This is a genomic window from Bowdeniella nasicola, assembly GCF_900107735.1.
Taxonomy (GTDB): domain Bacteria; phylum Actinomycetota; class Actinomycetes; order Actinomycetales; family Actinomycetaceae; genus Bowdeniella; species Bowdeniella massiliensis.
In genome coordinates this window covers 117,662-134,504 of record NZ_FNQV01000003.1, presented here as the reverse complement: position 1 = coordinate 134,504, position 16,843 = coordinate 117,662, and the positions used below count along the sequence as shown (strand labels likewise).

Here is a 16,843-nt window from a genome sequence, read left to right as displayed (position 1 = left end):
GAGGCGATTCCGGTCCCGGCCCCGGCACGCGACAATGGCTAGGTGAGTATTCAGCCTGCCGAAGCTCCCGTCGACGCCTGGGGTAGCGACCTCCTCGGGTGCGGTTTCCAAGCCCGTACCCTGCCGCTGCTCGACGACGATGAGGGCGCCTGCGTGGCAACCCTCGTGCGGCACGTCGCCGCGGAGGACAGCAAGGCGCTGCCGGGGACGCCGTCGAGCCCGCACTTCGCGATGCTCTACGTGCACGGCTGGAACGACTATTTCTACCATCCGCACCTCGCCCGTGACGTGGCGCGCGCGGGCGGCGTGTTTTACGCCCTCGATCTGCGTAAATACGGCCGCTCGCTGCGCAGCCATCAAACCCGCGGTTTCATTACGGACCTCGCCACCTACGACGAGGACATCCACGAAGCCATGAAGGTCATCCGCGCCGAACACGGTTTCGGCATGGACGTCGTCATGATGGGCCATTCCACCGGGGGACTCACCGCCTCGCTGTGGGCGGACCGGCATCCCGGCGCGCTGCGCGCGCTCGTCTTGAACTCCCCGTGGCTCGCGCTGCAGGGCTCGGCGCTGCTCAAACTCGTCTCACAGCCCGTCGCCGACGTCGTCGGCCGGCGCAACCCCAAACGCATTTTCCCGCTGCCGGATAACGGGTTTTACTACCGCAGCCTGCAGGAACTCGGCTGGCAAACCAATGACCGGTGGCGCACGATGCCCTCGGCTCCCGTGCGCGCGGGTTGGCTTTCGGCGATCCTGGCCGGGCACGCGGCCGTCGCAGAGGGGCTGGATATTTCTTGCCCCGTCCTCGTCATGACCTCCGGCGCGACCGATTTTTCGCTGTCATGGTCCGAAGCGCTGCTCGGCTCCGATACCGTCCTCGATGTCAAAGAGATCGGCCTGGCCGCCCTCAAGCTCGGGCCGCTCGTTACGGTCGCCCGATTCGAGGGCGCGATCCACGACGTCTTCCTCTCACGCGAGGACGTTCGCGCCTTCGCCTCCGGGGAACTGCGCCGCTGGCTAGGAGCGTACGTCTAGCTCGTCGGCCTCGTCGAGCTCGTAGCGGGCGTCATCCAGGTTCGGGCCCGCCTCACCAAAGCGCCACACGCGCCAGCCATCCACATCATCGCGGCCCGAAACCGCGCACGCCGCCGCCGACGGGTCGCGGTACTCATCGCCGTTTTCAAGCACGAGCTCGCCCGTCACTCGCAGCGTCGCCTCGTGGCTGACGCCCTTGCGTAGCTGCAGCCACGTCAATCGGGTGTCCTCCCCCAGGTACTTCGCGATCGCGAGCAACGTACGGGCCGCCTCATCCATCGGGGCGGTATAGCTCGGCTGGCTGGGCTCGGCCGCCGGCTCCTCCGGTTCGGTTTCCATCGTCCCGGTCGCTTCGACGTCGCCGTCGGCCTCGTCTTCTTCGGGCGCGACGGGCGCGAACTCCTGCGCGGAGGCCAGTAGTTCGACTTCCTTGGTCGCGCGCCCCAACATGACCATCTGCGAGCGGGCAGCGAGCGGCCCGCGCACGGGCGCCACATCGATGAGTCGGCGACCATCGCCGAACTCACGCAAGCTCAGTTCGTAGACGTCAACGCCCGAGCCGGACAGCAATTCGAGCGCGGGGCGAACGTCGTCGGTGATGTGATCGGCGACGATGACGACGCGCGGACCCGCCGGGGTGCGTGGCGGCAGCGATTCGCGAAACTCATTCCAATCCCGCCGAAAGGCGCCCTGCCCTGCGGGATACATGGCGGCCAGGTCGAGCCAGCCGAGGGCCGCCCAGTTACCGGCGCGCGACAGCGCAGCAACGAGGCTTGCAGCATTGAGTTCGTCCAGGACCTCGACGGTGACGACCTGGCCGGAGGCGTCCATGCTGAGCAACTGTGCCTGCTGGCGCTCTTCCCAGACGACGGGAAACAGCGGCCGGCCGACGAGCTCGAGGACCTGATCCTTGACCGCTCGCAGCATCTGAGAATCGAGCCGCGCGCTGCTCGTATGCCCAAAGCGGGCGGGAATGAGGTGACCGGAGTCGAACTCGAAAAGAGACATCTTCACAACCCTGCTGCTATTGGAATCGTTGTTCTATTGTGTCATGCCGCGCGAGCCTTGCAGAAGTGCAGCGAGGTGGATTGCGCGGCGATCCGAGAGCTGCGCGATCTGGGTTCGGCAGGAGAACCCGTCGGCCAGCACGAGCGCATCCTCGTGCTCGCGCAGCGCGGGTAGCAGCGCGGTTTCGGCGACGGCTCGCGAGACCTCGGCGTGGTCGGCCTCCATGCCGAAATTGCCCGCCATTCCACAGCATCCGGTTATCGTGGTGACCTCGGCGCCGGCGGCGGCGAGGAGCTCGTGGTCGGCCTGCCAGCCCATCACCGCATAGTGGTGGCAGTGCGGCTGGGCGAGGATTCGAACGCCGGTGAGGTCCGGCGGCCTGAAATCCGTCGGCCCCAACTGCGGGTGGGTGAGGAACTCGGCGAGGGTGAAGGTCATGGCGGCGACGGCGCTCGCGCGCGGGTCCTCGGGATTGAGCGCCGGTAGGTCATCGCGCAGGGTGGCCAGGCAGCTGGGTTCGATGCCAACGATGGGCACGCCATCGAGCGCGAGCGGTGCCAGCGTTTGCAGCAGGCGCTGCTGGCTCGCGCGAGCCCGCTCGAGCTGGCCCGTCGTGACATAGGTCAGCCCGCAGCAGGCGTCCTCGGGCGCGAGCAGGACGGTGTAGCCGAGTTCGGAAAGGAGCTCGATCGTTGCTTTCGCGCCGCCCGAATCAAGCAGGTGGGAAAACGTGTCGGCCCATACGATGACGAAGCGTTCGGGGCGCTGGCGCCGGGCGGCGCGGCGACGGAACCAGCGCGTCAGGGAGACGGATTCGAGGTCGATGAGCTCGCGGGACTCAGCCATCCCGGCCGCGCGCAGCACGAGGCGTTCGAGCGGTCGGATCCGGCGCACGGCGCGAGCCGCGGCGGCCGCGACCGGCGGCCCGGCCGGGGTGGCGGTCAGCAGCCGGATGAGGCGCGGCAGCCAGCCGAGCGTGTAGTGGGTGCGCGGGCGGCGACGCCCGGCATAGATCTGGGAGAGCACCTCGGACTTGTAGCGCGCCATGTCAATGCCGGTGGGGCAATCCGAGCTGCAAGCCTTGCACGCCAGGCACAGGTCGAGCGATTCGCGCACCGCGTCCGAATCCAGGGCGTGGACGAAGGAGCCGTTGGCGACCTCCTGCAGGATCCGGGCGCGGGCACGCGTCGTATCCTTTTCGTCGCCGGTGGCCCGAAACGAGGGACACATGACGTGCCCGGGGGAGGTGACGCGGCATTTGCCGACCCCCGTGCAGCGGTGCACGGCGCGGCCCAGATCATAGCCGTCGGAGCCGAGCGTGAAACTGCGGGAGATAAGCGGCTGCCCCTGCGGCAGGCGCAGGTCCTTCGCGAGCGGCGCGGGATCGGTAATGACGCCCGGGTTCAGGATGGCGTCCGGGTCGAACAGGCGCTTGACCTCGGCAAAGGCGGTCAGCAGCGCCGGGCTGTACATCGCGGCGAGTACCTCGCTGCGCGCGCGGCCGTCGCCGTGCTCGCCGGAGATGGAGCCGCCGTGGCGCGCGATGATGGGGGCCATCGCGTGCATGAAGTCGTCCATGATGCGCGCGCCATCGGGCTCATCGAGGGGGAAGTCGATCCGCACGTGAACGCAGCCATCGCCGAAATGGCCGTAGATGAGCCCGTCGAGGCCGAAGCGGTCGAGCTCCGCGGTGAAATCGCGCAGGTAGGCGCCGAGGTTCTCCGGCGGGACGGCCGCATCCTCCAGCCCGGGCCAGGCGGGCTTGCCCTCCGGGGTGCGGCCGCCGAGGCCGGCACCGTCGGCGCGGATCTTCCACAGCGCCGCCGCCGCGGCGCCCGGCGGGTAGAGCGCGGAGTCGATCGCGTGCGAATTCTCCGCGAGCTCGCGCGCTCGGGCGCGGGCCCGGGCCGGGTCTCCCGTCGGATCGGCGACCTCGACGAGCAGCCAGCCGCCGCCCTTCGGCATCGCGGGCACGGCGGATGCGCCCTTCGCGGCAATGACGTAGTCGACGAGCCGCGCGTCAAAGCCCTCGATCGCCGTGACCGCTTCGTCGAGCAGGCGCGGCACGTCATCGGCCGCCGTAATCATGTCCGGGTAGCCGAGCACGAGCAGCTGCGGCTGGCGCGGCGCCGTCACGAGAGCCAAGCGCGCCCGCGTGACGATGACGAGACTGGCCTCGGTGCCGACGAGCATCTTCGGCAGGTCAGCGCCCCGCTCCGGTAGCAGGTAGTCGAGGCTGTAGCCCGAGACCTGCCGCGAGAACGTTCCGAGTTCGGTGCGGATTTCGGCGAGGTAACGCCGTACGATCTGATCGAGTCCGGCAACGCTGCCGAGCTCTCCAGCGCGCGCGGTAAACGTCCGACCCGTGCCGTCGATGCAATCCAACTCCAGGACGTTATCGGCCGTCTTACCATAGGCCACGGCCCGCGGCCCGCACGCGTTATTGCCGATCATGCCGCCGAAGGTTGCGCGCGTCCACGTCGAAGGATCGGGCCCGAACCGCAAGCCGTGGGGCGCCGCCAGTGTCTGCAGGCTGCCCATGACGACGCCCGCATCGACGTCGGCGACGCGCGCGTGCGGATCGAGGGCGTGAATCGTCGTGAGATGGCGGGAGGTATCGAGCACGAAGCCGTCCGAGATGGCGTTGCCCGCGATCGACGTGCCGGCGCCTCGCATCGCGATCGGGACGCCGTGTTCGCGCGCGAACTGGACCGTCGCGACGATGTCCGCCACGTCCCTCGGATAGATGACGGCGGCGGGCAGCAGCCGATAGTTGCCCGCATCGGAGGTGTACTCGGCGCGCCGGCGGGGGTGCGTCTCGACCGTGCCGGACAGCTGCGGGCGCAGCCGGGCCGCGAGCTCGACTCGCCACTCGCGCTGCTGGATCATGCTCCTAGTGTGGCACCGCTCGGCGGCCCGATGCGCCCCGGGCCGGGTAGTGGACTGCGGGGTCTAGCGCTTGGGGGCGAAGAAACAGCCGGCGCAGCCTGGGCGCATCTCGGCCTCGGGATTCGCCCCGGGGCAGGAGCTGCAGCCGGGCGCGCCGGGCTCACGAACCTCGATCAAGCCGAGGCGCTCATAGTGTTCGGCGGCGAGCGCGGCGACCTCGGGCGAGTAGCCGGCTTCGCGGCCGGCCTGGGCGATCGTCGCGCCGCGTCGAAACGCGCTCAGCATCGAGGCCATGGCTACCACCAGAGCCTTGCGACGTTAAAGACGCCCACCGACAGCACCCAGGCGAGCGCGAGTTGGACGAGGAGCGCGGCGCCCGTGATCTTGAAGCCCAGCATGCGGCGCTGTTCGGCGAGCGTTGCCAGGCACGGGGTGTAGGCCAGGACGAAGATGAGGAATGCGAGCGCCGCCGCCTTGCCGTGGCCGCCGGAGGACTGATTGAAGTTCGCGCGGATCTTCTCCCCGAGCGTGCCGGCATCGTGCGGGTCGTCGGGTTCGTCGACGGCGAAGGACTGCGCCATGTTTCCGACGACGACCTCCTTCGCGACGAAGCCGGTGATGAGCGCGGAGGACGCCTGCCACGAGCCGTAGCCGGCGGGCGCGAAGGCGGGGGCGATGCCTTCGGCGACGGTGCCGTACAGCGAGTCTTCGACGGGAACGTCGGCGATGCGGTGGCCGCCCGTAACCGGGATGGCTTGCAGCAGCCAGACGAGGGTGAGCGTCGCGATGATGACGCTGCCGGCGCCGGTGATGAACGCTTTGACTCGCCGCCAGGTCGAGGCGGCGAGTGCGGCCAGGCGCGGCAGCTGGTAGGCGGGCAGCACGAGCAGCAGCGGCTCGTTGCGGCTTCTGGCCTCCCCCACGATGGCGCGCATGACGAGGCCACCGAGGACGATGAGGAGGATCGAGACGAGGTACATCGCGAAGATGACGTTGCCGGCCGCGGAGCCGAAGAACGCGGTGGCGAGCAGGATGTAGACGGTCAGGCGCGCGGCGCACGAGGCGTAGGGCACGAGGATCGCCGTGATAAGGCGCTGGCGGGCGTTTGGCAGGGTGCGGGTGGCCGCCAGCGCCGGCAGGTTGCAGCCGAACCCGACGATGAGCGGCATGATGGCGCGCCCGTCGAGCCCGATCAGGCGCATGGCGCGGTCGGCGGTGAAGGCCGCGCGCGCGAGATAGCCGGAGTCTTCCAGGATCGCGATCGCGGCGAACATGATCGCCATGAGCGGGACGAAGGACAGCACGGTTCCCACGCCCGCGAGGATGCCGTCGATCAGGAAGCCGTGCAGCCACGGCACGTCGATCCCGGCTCCCCCAAGGACGGCGACGACGCCGGAGGTAACCGGGCCGGTGACGAGCGATTCGGCCCAGTCCATGATCGGCTCGGCGACGGCCGTCGTGAGCTGGAAGAGCGTCCACATAAGGAAGAGGAAGACGGGGATGCCAATGAGCGGATGCAGCAAGAAGCGATCGATCCGGTCCGAGCGGGTGGCGGAGCCGCGGCCGGCATCGGCGCCGATCGCGCCCATGATCGATTCCACCCACGCGAACAGGTGCTCGGCCTCGGCCAGTTCCTCGGCGAGCGGGGCGGCGCCCTCGCGTGGGACATCGGGGGCCGCGGTTGCCGGCGGGGTGCAGCACGAGGACGTGCCCACGCACCGGCAGCCAGGCTCAGTTAGCACGGGGATCTCGGGCACCTCGCGCGGGGCGGGCTTGAAACCGCAGACGAACGACGGGCTCGCGAGCGCATCGGCAACGACGGCGGCCAGCTCGCTCAGGCCGGCACCGGTGCGCGGATTGACCGCGACGACGGGGATCGCGAGGGCGGCAGCGAGGCGCTCGGCGGCCACGGGCTCGCCGGAGGCCTCGGCGATATCGCCCATGGTGAGGATGCCGACGACGGGCGTGGCGAACTGGGCCACCTGGCCGAGCAGATAGAGCGAGCGGGCGAGCGCCGTCGCATCGAGCATGACGAGCGCGAGATCGGTGCCGGGCGCGGCAATCGCGTCGGCCGTGACCTGCTCGTCGGGCGATTTGGCGAGCAGCGAGTAGGTGCCGGGAAGGTCGGTGACGCGGGCCCCGAGCGCGCCCCAGGTGCCGCTGAACATTTCCACCGTTGTGCCGGGCGCGTTGCGCACGTCCTGGTGCGAGCCCGTCATGCGGTTGAACAGCGTCGACTTGCCCGTGTTGGGATTGCCGACGAGCATGAGGCTCGCGGTCTTGTTCTTTGGTGAGCTCTCGAGCGTCATGGCTGGATCTCCTCGACGCTGATGTGCTGGGCGGTGGCGCGGTCGATGGCCACGCGCGAGGTGCCGATGGCAAGGACGAGGCCGCCGAAGGCGCCCCGCTGGGCGATCCGGATGACCTGCCCGACGCGCAGCCCCATCTCGCGCACGCGCAATCGCGCTGCGGGCACCACGTCGATGTCGGTGATGCGCAGCGAGCCGGCGGGCAGTCGGCGGTGCAGGCCGCGCCGCGGTGCGGCGGCAATGAGCTGAGCAAGCGTCACCTTACCAAGGTAAGGCCATCCTTGCCTTAGGCGAAAGGGCTTTGGTCCTACAAGCGGCACACACAAAAACCGCCCGGCCTCTCCAGGCGCTGGAGCGGAGAGGCCGGGCGGCGGTCGGGGGGCGACTTAGGCGGTCGCATCGCCTCCGGATTCGACGGCGGCGCGGCCCGCTTCCAGGCGCGCTACCGGCACCCGGAAGGGCGAGCAAGACACGTAGTCCAGGCCCACGCGGTGGAAGAAGTGGATCGAGTCCGGATCACCGCCGTGCTCGCCGCACACCCCGAGGTGGATGTTCGGCTTGACGGCGCGGGCCCCGTCCACGCCCATCTTCACGAGGGTGCCAACGCCCCGCTCGTCGATCGATTCGAACGGCGAGACGCCGAAGATCGAGGCTTCCTGATACTCGTCGAAGAACGCGGACTCGACGTCGTCGCGGCTAAAGCCCCACACCGTCTGCGTCAGGTCGTTTGTGCCGAAGGAGAAGAAGTCCGACTCGTCGGTGATCGACTCGATCGTCACGGCCGCGCGCGGCAGCTCGATCATGGCGCCGATCGGCAGATCGACCTCGATGCCGGCCTCTTCGGCCACCTCCGCGAGGATCTTTTCCGCGCGTTCGCGCACGATCTGCAGCTCACGCACGGAGCCGACGAGCGGCACCATGATCTCCGGCTTCGGATCGCCGCCGGCCTTCTTGCGTTCGACGTAGGCCTCGGCGATGGCGCGGATCTGCAGCCCGAACATGCCCGGGATCTTCACGCCCAGGCGCACGCCGCGAAGGCCAAGCATCGGGTTGGCTTCGTGCATGCGGAGCACGGCCTCCAACAGCTTTTCCTCGCGGGAAACGTCCTCGCCACGCTCCTTGCCGAGCGCGACCTTGACCGACAGGTCGGTCAGGTCCGGCAGGAATTCGTGCAGCGGCGGGTCGATGAGGCGCACCGTCGTGGGCAGGCCGTCCATCGCCTCGAAGATCTCGATGAAGTCGCCGCGCTGCAGCGGCACGAGCGCCTCGAGCGCCGCGTCCTGCTCCTCGGCCGTTTCGGCCAGGATGACGCGCTCGACGTAGGTGCGCCGATCGCCGAGGAACATGTGCTCGGTGCGGCACAGCCCAATGCCCTCCGCGCCGCGTTTGCGCGCCGCGATGGAATCCTCGGGCGTATCGGAGTTCGCGCGCACCCGCAGGCGCCGCACCTTATCGGCGTGCGTGAGGATGCGGTCCACGGCGTGGACGAGCTCCTTGGTCTCCTCGTCGTGGGCCTGCTCGAGCGCCGCGTCCAGGCCGTCGGCGATGTAGGTCATGACGGGCGAGGGTACGACGGGCACGTCGCCGACGAAGATCTCGCCGCTCGTGCCGTCGATCGCGATGATGTCGCCGCGGGTGAGGACGGTGTCGCCGACGCGCAGCTCCTGCTTGGCGGCGTCGATCGTCACGGCTTCGGCGCCGACGACACACGTCGTGCCCATGCCGCGCGCGACGACGGCCGCGTGCGAGGTCTTGCCGCCGCGCGAGGTCAGCACGCCGATCGCGGCGATCATGCCGGGCAGGTCATCCGGGTTGGTCTCGCGGCGCACGAGGATCGCATCGCGCCCCGCGGCCTGCGCTTCTTGCGCCTGCACCGAGTCGAAGGCGATCTCGCCGACGGCCGCGCCCGGGGAGGCGGCCATGCCCTTGGCGAGCAGCGTCTTGTCGGCGTCCTCATCGAACTGCGGGAACATCAGCTGGCTGAGCTGGGCGCCCGTGACGCGCTCGATCGATTCGTCGACGGTGATGAGTTTTTCGTCCACGAGCTGGGTGGCGACGCGGAAGGCCGCCGCCGCGGTGCGCTTTCCGACGCGGGTCTGCAGCAGCCACAGCTTGCCCTTTTCGACCGTGAACTCGATGTCGCACAGGTCGCGGTAGTGTGTCTCGAGGCGGCGCATTGCAGCGCGCAGTTCGTCGTAGGACTTCTTGTCGAGCTTCTCGAGCTCGGCCAGCGGCAGCGTGTTGCGGATACCGGCGACGACGTCCTCGCCCTGGGCATCTTCCAGGTAGTCGCCGTAGACGCCGGAGTGGCCCGTCGCGGGGTCGCGCGTGAAGCACACGCCCGTGCCGGAGCCTTCGCCGAGGTTGCCAAAGACCATGGTGCACACGTTCACGGCCGTGCCCAGGTCGTGCGGGATGCGCTCGCGGCGGCGGTAGAGGACCGCGCGCTCGGTGTTCCAGGAGTTGAAGACGGCCTCGACGGACTTATCGAGCTGTTCGCGCGGATCCTGCGGGAAGTCCGCGCCGGACTGCTCCTTGGTGATCTGCTTGAACGTCGCGACGAGTTCCTTCAGGTCCTCGGCGCTGAGCTCCGGGTCAGTTGCGACGCCGCGCGCCTCCTTCAGGTCATCGAGCGCGTTAGCGAACAGGTCGCCGTCGATGTCGAGCACCGTCTTGCCGAACATTTGGATGAGGCGACGGTAGGAGTCCCACGCGAAGCGCTCGTTGCCGGAAAGCTTGGCAAGCCCCTCGACGCTCTGGTCGTTGAGCCCGATGTTGAGCACCGTTTCCATCATGCCGGGCATCGAGAATTTCGCGCCCGAGCGCACCGAGACGAGCAGCGGATTGTCGTTGTCGCCAAAGCCGCGGCCAATGGCGGCCTCCACCTCTCGCAGCGCGGTCGTGACCTGGACTTCGATCTCTTCGGGCATCGAGCGGGTGTCCATATAGGAGCGGCACGCGTCGGTCGTGATGGTGAAACCGGGCGGAACGGGCAGGCCCAGGTTGGTCATCTCGGCAAGGTTTGCACCCTTGCCACCGAGCAGGTCTTTCTGCTCTTTGTCGCCCTCGCTGAACATGTAAACGTACTTCGGCATGGTGAAAGCCTCCAGCGCCTTTCGGGGGTAGTGACGAACCTCGTTGCGCGTCACGCCCCCCAGCCTACCCAGTGACCGCTTTGACCGTGGCAGGACCAGTGACCCACGGGCGATCGAAAGAATGTGCTAGGTGGGATCGGTGGGGCGCTGACAAACGGCGACGCCCCGCCTCACGGATTCGTGAAGCGGGGCGCCGCGTGAGTAGGAACAGTTGGCTTACTTGAACGCGTCCTTGACGTTCTCGCCGGCCTGCTTGGCGTTGGCCACAGCCTGGTCCTTCAGGCCTTCGGCTTCCATGGACTTGTTATCGGTGGCGTCGCCGACGCCTTCCTTAACCTTGCCCTTGGCTTCCTGAGCCGCGTTCTTAATCTTGTCTCCCAGACCCATAAGGTTCTCCTTTCGTCGGTGACAGTACTTTCACGCTAGCCCCAGGCGGCCGCCTTCGCATCTTTTTACCCGACGGCGGGCCCGGAGCTCGGGCGGGCGTCTTCGGGCTGGCCGTCGGTTGCCGGCTCGTGATCCGAACCCGAGCCGTGTTCGACCAGCATGGAGCGCTGCGCGGCGATGTCCGGATCCCCGATGTGGGGGGCCCGCACCGGCGGCAGCTCGTCGACATCCTCGCCGCGGAAGATGAACTCGCCGAGCACACCTTCGCCCTGCGCATCCACGATGACCTTCTGGCCGGCCTTGATCTCTCCGAAGAGGATCTTTTCCGACAGGACGTCTTCGATATCGCGCTGGATGGCGCGGCGCAGCGGCCGGGCGCCGAGGACCGGATCGTAGCCGCGTTCGGCCAGCAGATCGCGGGCGGCGTCGGTGAGCTCGATCGTCATCTCCTGCTCGCGCAGTCGCTCGTCCAGGCGCGCGATCATGAGATCGACGATGCGGCGGATCTCGTCCTTCTTCAGCTGCGGGAAGACGACGATCTCATCGACACGGTTCAAGAACTCGGGCCGGAAGTGCTGCTTGAGCTCTTCGTTGACCTTGGACTTCATGCGCTCGTAGTCGGTGGCGAGTTCGCCGTGGGCCTGGAAGCCCGTCATGACGCCCTTGGCGATATCGCGGGTGCCGAGGTTCGTCGTCATGATGATGACGGTGTTCTTAAAGTCCACGAGGCGACCCTGCGAGTCGGTCAGGCGGCCGTCTTCCAGAATCTGCAGCAGCGAGTTGAAGATATCCGGGTGGGCCTTTTCGACCTCGTCGAACAGAACGACGGAGAACGGCCGGCGGCGGACCTTTTCGGTCAGCTGGCCGCCCTCGTCGTAGCCGACGTAGCCGGGAGGCGAACCGAACAGGCGCGAGGCGGTGTGCTTCTCGCCGAACTCGGACATGTCGAGCTGGATGAGGGCGTCCTCATCGCCGAACAGGAATTCGGCCAGGGCTTTGGCCAGCTCCGTCTTACCGACGCCGGTGGGGCCGGCGAAGATGAAGGAGCCGCCGGGGCGCTTCGGATCCTTCAGGCCCGCGCGGGTGCGTCGGATCGCCTGGGACAGGGCCTTCACAGCGATGTCCTGACCGATGATGCGCTTGTGCAGCTCGTCTTCCATGTGCAGCAGCTTGGTGGACTCGGCCTCGGTGAGCTTGAAGACCGGGATGCCGGTGGACTGGGCGAGCACCTCGGCAATGAGTTCCTCATTGACCTCGGCGATCTCGTCCATGTCGCCGGAGCGCCACTTGTTTTCCTTCTCGTTGCGCGCGGCAATGAGACGGCCTTCTTCATCGCGCAGGGCGGCGGCGCGCTCGAAGTCCTGATCGTCGATCGCGGACTCCTTTTGGCGCTTGACCTCCTGGATCTGGGCCTCCATCTCGCGCAGCTCCGGCGGCGCGGTCAGGCGGCGGATGCGCAGGCGGGCGCCGGCTTCGTCGATGAGGTCGATGGCCTTATCGGGCAGGTGGCGATCCTGGACGTAGCGATCGGCAAGGGCGGCCGCGGCCTTCAGCGCGTCGTCGGTGATGGACACGCGGTGATGCGCCTCGTAGCGATCGCGCAAACCCTTCAGGATCTCGACGGTGTGGGCGACCGTCGGCTCCTGAACCTGGATCGGCTGGAAGCGACGCTCCAGGGCCGCGTCCTTTTCAATGTGCTTGCGGTACTCATCGATCGTCGTCGCGCCGATCGTCTGGAGTTCGCCGCGGGCGAGCATGGGCTTCAGGATCGAGGCCGCGTCGATGGCGCCCTCGGCGGCGCCCGCCCCGACGAGGGTGTGGATCTCGTCGATGAACAGCACGATATCGCCGCGGGTACGGATTTCTTTCAGGACCTTCTTCAGGCGCTCTTCGAAATCGCCGCGGTAGCGGGATCCTGCAACGAGCGAGCCGAGGTCCAGGGTGTAAAGCTGCTTGTTCTTCAGCGTCTCGGGCACATTGCCGGCGACGATGTCCTGCGCGAGGCCCTCCACGACGGCGGTCTTGCCGACGCCGGGCTCGCCGATGAGGACGGGGTTGTTCTTGGTGCGGCGCGACAGGACCTGCATGACGCGCTCGATCTCGTTATCGCGGCCGATGACCGGATCGAGTTTGCCCTCGCGGGCGGCCGTCGTGAGGTTGCGGCCGAACTGGTCGAGCACGGCCGAGCCCGCGGGCTGATCGGCGGCGGGGCCACCGGAGGCGACGGGCTCCTTACCCTCGTAACCGCTCAGCAGCATCATGACCTGCTGGCGCACGGCCTGCAGATCGGCGCCGAGCTTTTGCAGCACCTGAGCCGCGACGGATTCGCCCTCGCGGATGAGGCCGAGCAGGATGTGCTCGGTTCCGATGTAGCCGTGGCCGAGCTGCAGGGCTTCGCGCAGCGAAAGTTCGAGGACGCGCTTGGCGCGCGGGGTGAACGGGATGTGGCCGGAGGGCGCTTGCTGGCCCTCCCCGATCATGTTGATGACCTGCTCGCGGACGGCCTCCAGCGAGATGTCGAGGGCCTGCAGCGCGCGGGCGGCGACTCCCTCACCCTCGTGGATGAGGCCGAGGAGCACGTGCTCGGTCCCGATGTAGTTGTGGTTGAGCATCCGCGCTTCTTCCTGCGCGAGGACGACGACGCGGCGGGCGCGATCGGTAAACCGTTCGAACATCTGCTCTCCTTGGGTGCTAGGGGCGTTGTTCGATGGTATCCAGGCCAGCCAGCCGGCTGCTCATCTGTTCGCCACAGGCGTGAGGGTTACGGGCTTTCCACGATCAGGGTGACGGGCCCGTCGTTGATGAGGCTGACCGCCATGTCCGCGCCGAAGACGCCGGTGGCGACCTCGATGCCGCGCTCGCGCAACAGTTGCGCGACGCGTTCGATCAGGGGTTCGGCGACGTCGCCGGGCGCGGCCTTCGACCAGGAGGGTCGGCGGCCCTTTTTCACGTCGGCATACAGCGTGAACTGGGAGACGATGAGGACGGGGGCGCGAAGATCGCCGACGGATTCTTCGTCGCCCAGGATGCGCAGATCGTGAATCTTGCGCGCCATCCACTGGCATTGCTCTTCGCCGTCATCGTGCGTGGCGCCGAGCAGGACCAGCAGGCCCGGGCGGGTGATCTCGCCGACGATCCTCGAATCGACTTCAACGCTCGCGCGCGTGACGCGCTGCAACACTGCTCTCATGGCAGGCAGTCTAGTGGGCCCGATTGCGGCGCATAATAGAACTATGACCTCTGCCATCACTCGCCGCGCCGCCATTGCCGCTTCCGCCGCCGGACTCGGGGGCGTCCTCGTCGCCTGTTCCGGCTCCTCACAATCGGCCGGTGAGGCGGGCGAGGTCCTTGGCACGACGGCGGATTTCACCGACGACGCCTTCGTCACGCGCACCGCTGCGGGGGCGGATGTCGTCGTCGTGCGCGACGGCGAAAAGGTGCGCGCATTTTCCGCGACGTGCCCCCACGCCGGGTGCATCGTGCGTAAGAAGGACGGCGTGCTCGACTGCCCGTGCCACGGCTCGCTGTTTAATGCCGCGACGGGCGAAGTCGAGCGCGGACCGGCGACGCAGGCGCTCTCGCCGATCGACGTGCGCCTGGACGGCGATAAGGTCGTCGTCGCCTAGAACTTGCCGAGGCCGCCGAGCGTCGGGGGCTTCTGCAAGCCGCGATCGCGCACGCCGCGTAACTCATCGCCCGGGCGCGTCTCGGGCCGGGCCGCGCTGACGCCCTCGGGGCTCACAATGATCTCCTGCTTGGCGGGGACCTCATCGACGAGGAGCTCGGCGTCCGCGGGCGTGTTGCGCTTGAGCAACGCGAGGGCGATGGGGCCGAGTTCCGGGTGACGGATCGAGCTCGTGACATGCCCGACGCGCTTGGCGCCGAGGCTGACGTCGCTGCCGGGGGCCGGGAGGTGTTCGGCGCCGCCGTCGAGGTGCAGCAGGGTGAGGCGCCGGGGTGGACGGCCAAGGTTCACGACGCGAGCGATCGTCTCCTGGCCCGCATAGCAGCCCTTGTTCAGGTGCACGGCGGTGCGCAGCCAGTCGAGTTCCATGGGGATGGCGCGCTCATCGACTTCGCTCGCGAAGCTCGGCCGCCAGGAGGCTATGCGGGCCGCCTCGCATGCCCACGTGCCGGCGATGGCCTCGGGGTGGGTTGCCGCGAAGTCGGAAAGCGCCTCCTCGGTGGCGAGCGCGAGGGCGATCGGTTCAACCTCGGGTTCGACGCCCGGCGGGGTGAAGGTCGTGCCGCCGGGCACGTGCGGCCACGGATCGCGCCAGATGGCGGTCACATCAAGCGGCGGGGCGTCAATCGCGGCGCCCGCGAGCGCCACGACGGTGCCGGGCGCCTGGGTGATCGTGACGCGCGCGGCGAAGACCATGCGTTGCAGGTGCTCGAGCGTGGCCGAGAGCCCGGCCCGGTCGACGTAAGTGAGGACGCGCTCGCCGTCGTCGATGATCCGCAGCTGGGCCGTGATGTGCCCGTTGGCGGTGAGGATCAGCGCCTCCGTCGGGGTTCCGGCAGCCAGCTGGTTCAGGTGCTGGCTGGACAGCGTATGCAGCCAGGTGAGGCGGTCCTGGCCGGAGATCTCGATCGCCGCGAGATCATTGCGGACGACGATCGCGCGGCCGGCGAGAAAGTCGCGGTATTCGTGGACGGGGCGGCCGCGGTGAAGCAGCACATCCGGCTCGGCCTCGGACGTGACGGCGCCGTCGAGGCGGGACAGATCAAACATCGGTGGGCTCCTCGTGATCGGTGCAGGCCAGCCGCACGGTGAGGTATGGGGCGAGCTCGTTTCCGAAGGCCGCCATGGCGGCGGACCACATGAGCTCGCCATCGGTGAGCAGGTAGCGGCGCTCCAGTTCCGTGACGGGCGCCGCGGTGGCGGTGGCCGCGATGGCGGTGGCGGAAAGGGCCGCGACGTTTTCGCTCGCGCGGCCGGCGAGCGCTGCGGTAAATCCAGCGGGATCGGCGAGCATGCCCTCGATATCGTGCGGCGCGGGACCGCCGATGGCGTCCGGGCGCAGCCGCAGGTAGAGCGTCTCGGTGCCCCACACGTCCTCGGTCGTAAGCGCTGCGAGTCCCTCGCGCGCGCTCGCATCGGCGGCGATGCTGCCAGCCGGAGCCGAGGCGGTATAGAACGTGGACACGGCGATGAGGTAGGGGCCGCCATCGTGGGTGACGGTGAAATCGTGGATGAGGACCTGGTGTTCGACGCCGCCGCCGCTGAAGGCTCCCCAGCCGCGCCAGGTGCCTAGCAGCCAGGCCAGGGGTGCAATTTCGATGCCAGGCTCGCCGTTGTTCGTCATACCTCTACCGTAGCGATTGCGCGCGCCACGATATAGACGACGATGCCGGAGGCAAGGACCGGGAGCAGGGCCGCGGCGATGGCGGGGCGCACCCGGCGCGAGGCCGGAAACATGCCAAACAGGATGTGCATGCCGGTATAGAGCACGCCCACGCTGAAGCCGGTGATGAGGCCGGGCAGCCAGCCAACCGAGGGGAAGATCCAGCCGACCCCGGTCCCGATGCCGGTGGCAAGCAGCGTGGCGAAGTAGGCCGAGACGGCGCGGGGAAAGACGATGGAGCCGATCGTCGCGCCGGTCAGCGAACAGGCGCCAACGAGGATCATCGCCATGGGCAGCGGATGGTTCAGGGCGTCGGTCTCGCCATAGCGGGTCACGACGGTCACCCAGCCGGCACCCAGGGTGACGACGATGACGCCGGTCACCGTCGCGGAGACGGATTCCACGAGCCGGGGCCTGCCGTCGGTGCGCAGCATCTGGTGGACGAAGGAGGCGACGACGCCGGCCGCTAGCACGATGGGCAGCAGCCGGAACTGGTGGGTGGTCACGGCGATCACGAGCGCGCCGAAGCCGGAAAGTGCGATGACGCTGGAGGCGCCGCGCTGGGCGGGAATACCGAGGAGGCGCGGCCAGCCGGCGGCGAAGAATGCGACGGCGACGGCAAGGATCGCCGCGATCGTGATCCCCTGCGCGTTGTTCTCGTGACCGATGAACGCGGTGAGCGCGAGAGTCGCGGATGCGGCGGCGGTGACTCCCCCGCGCATGGGTGCGGTCATCAAGGCGCGTCAACTCCATTTCCGTTCTCGGGTCA

Annotated in this window: 14 protein-coding genes; 2 read left to right on the top strand and 12 right to left on the bottom strand. The window is 68.4% G+C overall.

Going from position 1 to position 16,843, the window contains the following annotated elements; all coding sequences use genetic code 11:
• The first annotated feature begins 42 nt into the window (after window positions 1-42).
• Window positions 43-1,038, top strand: coding sequence for an alpha/beta hydrolase (locus tag BLU67_RS02965; protein WP_092561881.1), 996 nt, complete (start codon window positions 43-45; stop codon window positions 1,036-1,038).
• Here the strand turns inward: BLU67_RS02965 and BLU67_RS02960 are convergent.
• The 9 genes from BLU67_RS02960 to dtd all read right to left on the bottom strand — a co-directional run bounded on the left by BLU67_RS02960 (window position 1,021) and on the right by dtd (window position 13,916).
• Entirely contained in the window at window positions 1,021-2,046 is a 1,026-nt protein-coding gene (locus tag BLU67_RS02960) for a restriction system modified-DNA reader domain-containing protein (RefSeq protein WP_092561878.1), read from the bottom strand. The genes BLU67_RS02965 and BLU67_RS02960 overlap by 18 nt on opposite strands.
• Window positions 2,047-2,079: 33 nt before the next feature.
• Window positions 2,080-4,935: an FAD-binding and (Fe-S)-binding domain-containing protein gene (locus BLU67_RS02955; RefSeq protein WP_092561874.1), complete on the bottom strand. Its 2,856-nt coding sequence runs from the start codon at window positions 4,933-4,935 to the stop codon at window positions 2,080-2,082.
• Between the two features lie 63 nt (window positions 4,936-4,998).
• A complete protein-coding gene (locus tag BLU67_RS02950) occupies window positions 4,999-5,229 on the bottom strand; it encodes a hypothetical protein (protein ID WP_092561871.1) in 231 nt (76 codons plus the stop codon).
• Window positions 5,230-5,231: 2 nt separating this feature from the next.
• Entirely contained in the window at window positions 5,232-7,244 is a 2,013-nt protein-coding gene (gene feoB / locus BLU67_RS02945) for a ferrous iron transport protein B (RefSeq protein ID WP_092561868.1), read from the bottom strand.
• Window positions 7,241-7,504, bottom strand: a complete 264-nt coding sequence (locus BLU67_RS02940; protein WP_250506594.1) for a FeoA family protein — start codon at window positions 7,502-7,504, stop codon at window positions 7,241-7,243. The genes feoB and BLU67_RS02940 overlap by 4 nt, the downstream gene beginning before the upstream one ends.
• A 126-nt stretch (window positions 7,505-7,630) precedes the next feature.
• Entirely contained in the window at window positions 7,631-10,339 is a 2,709-nt protein-coding gene (gene ppdK, locus BLU67_RS02935) for a pyruvate, phosphate dikinase (protein WP_092562141.1), read from the bottom strand.
• 216 nt (window positions 10,340-10,555) lie between these two features.
• Entirely contained in the window at window positions 10,556-10,726 is a 171-nt protein-coding gene (locus BLU67_RS02930) for a CsbD family protein (protein ID WP_092561865.1), read from the bottom strand.
• Between the two features lie 65 nt (window positions 10,727-10,791).
• A complete protein-coding gene (locus BLU67_RS02925) occupies window positions 10,792-13,401 on the bottom strand; it encodes an ATP-dependent Clp protease ATP-binding subunit (RefSeq protein ID WP_092561860.1) in 2,610 nt (869 codons plus the stop codon).
• A gap of 86 nt (window positions 13,402-13,487) precedes the next feature.
• Complete coding sequence (dtd, locus tag BLU67_RS02920; RefSeq protein WP_092561856.1) at window positions 13,488-13,916, bottom strand: D-aminoacyl-tRNA deacylase; 429 nt, start codon at window positions 13,914-13,916, stop codon at window positions 13,488-13,490.
• A 43-nt stretch (window positions 13,917-13,959) separates the two neighbouring features.
• Between dtd and BLU67_RS02915 the strand changes: the two genes are divergently transcribed.
• On the top strand, window positions 13,960-14,352 hold the full coding sequence (locus BLU67_RS02915; protein WP_176780677.1) for a Rieske (2Fe-2S) protein: 393 nt from the start codon (window positions 13,960-13,962) through the stop codon (window positions 14,350-14,352).
• Here the strand turns inward: BLU67_RS02915 and BLU67_RS02910 are convergent.
• From BLU67_RS02910 to BLU67_RS12020, 3 genes are read right to left on the bottom strand one after another with little or no spacing between them, the layout of a single operon-like run.
• Complete coding sequence (locus BLU67_RS02910; protein WP_176780676.1) at window positions 14,349-15,461, bottom strand: CAF17-like 4Fe-4S cluster assembly/insertion protein YgfZ; 1,113 nt, start codon at window positions 15,459-15,461, stop codon at window positions 14,349-14,351. The two genes, BLU67_RS02915 and BLU67_RS02910, sit on opposite strands and share 4 nt — an antisense overlap.
• The gene (locus BLU67_RS12025; protein ID WP_143027316.1) at window positions 15,454-16,035 is read right to left on the bottom strand and encodes a heme-binding beta-barrel domain-containing protein; all 582 of its coding nucleotides are present in this window, start codon (window positions 16,033-16,035) and stop codon (window positions 15,454-15,456) included. The genes BLU67_RS02910 and BLU67_RS12025 overlap by 8 nt, the downstream gene beginning before the upstream one ends.
• Window positions 16,032-16,808 (bottom strand): hypothetical protein, encoded by a 777-nt coding sequence (locus BLU67_RS12020; RefSeq protein WP_143027315.1) that lies wholly within the window; start codon window positions 16,806-16,808, stop codon window positions 16,032-16,034. Before BLU67_RS12020 ends, BLU67_RS12025 begins: the two co-directional genes overlap by 4 nt.
• Window positions 16,809-16,843 lie beyond the last annotated feature (35 nt).

Excerpts from the sequence above, each read along its gene's own strand:
- BLU67_RS02960 (WP_092561878.1), bottom strand. The coding sequence starts at position 2,046 with ATGTCTCTTTTCGAGTTCGACTCCGGTCACCTCATTCCCGCCCGCTTT.
- BLU67_RS02955 (WP_092561874.1), bottom strand. The coding sequence starts at position 4,935 with ATGATCCAGCAGCGCGAGTGGCGAGTCGAGCTCGCGGCCCGGCTGCGC.
- BLU67_RS02950 (WP_092561871.1), bottom strand. The coding sequence starts at position 5,229 with ATGGCCTCGATGCTGAGCGCGTTTCGACGCGGCGCGACGATCGCCCAG.
- feoB (WP_092561868.1), bottom strand. The coding sequence starts at position 7,244 with ATGACGCTCGAGAGCTCACCAAAGAACAAGACCGCGAGCCTCATGCTC.
- ppdK (WP_092562141.1), bottom strand. The coding sequence starts at position 10,339 with ATGCCGAAGTACGTTTACATGTTCAGCGAGGGCGACAAAGAGCAGAAA.
- BLU67_RS02930 (WP_092561865.1), bottom strand. The coding sequence starts at position 10,726 with ATGGGTCTGGGAGACAAGATTAAGAACGCGGCTCAGGAAGCCAAGGGC.
- BLU67_RS02925 (WP_092561860.1), bottom strand. The coding sequence starts at position 13,401 with ATGTTCGAACGGTTTACCGATCGCGCCCGCCGCGTCGTCGTCCTCGCG.
- dtd (WP_092561856.1), bottom strand. The coding sequence starts at position 13,916 with ATGAGAGCAGTGTTGCAGCGCGTCACGCGCGCGAGCGTTGAAGTCGAT.
- BLU67_RS02915 (WP_176780677.1), top strand. The coding sequence starts at position 13,960 with ATGACCTCTGCCATCACTCGCCGCGCCGCCATTGCCGCTTCCGCCGCC.
- BLU67_RS02910 (WP_176780676.1), bottom strand. The coding sequence starts at position 15,461 with ATGTTTGATCTGTCCCGCCTCGACGGCGCCGTCACGTCCGAGGCCGAG.
- BLU67_RS12025 (WP_143027316.1), bottom strand. The coding sequence starts at position 16,035 with ATGACGAACAACGGCGAGCCTGGCATCGAAATTGCACCCCTGGCCTGG.
- BLU67_RS12020 (WP_143027315.1), bottom strand. The coding sequence starts at position 16,808 with ATGACCGCACCCATGCGCGGGGGAGTCACCGCCGCCGCATCCGCGACT.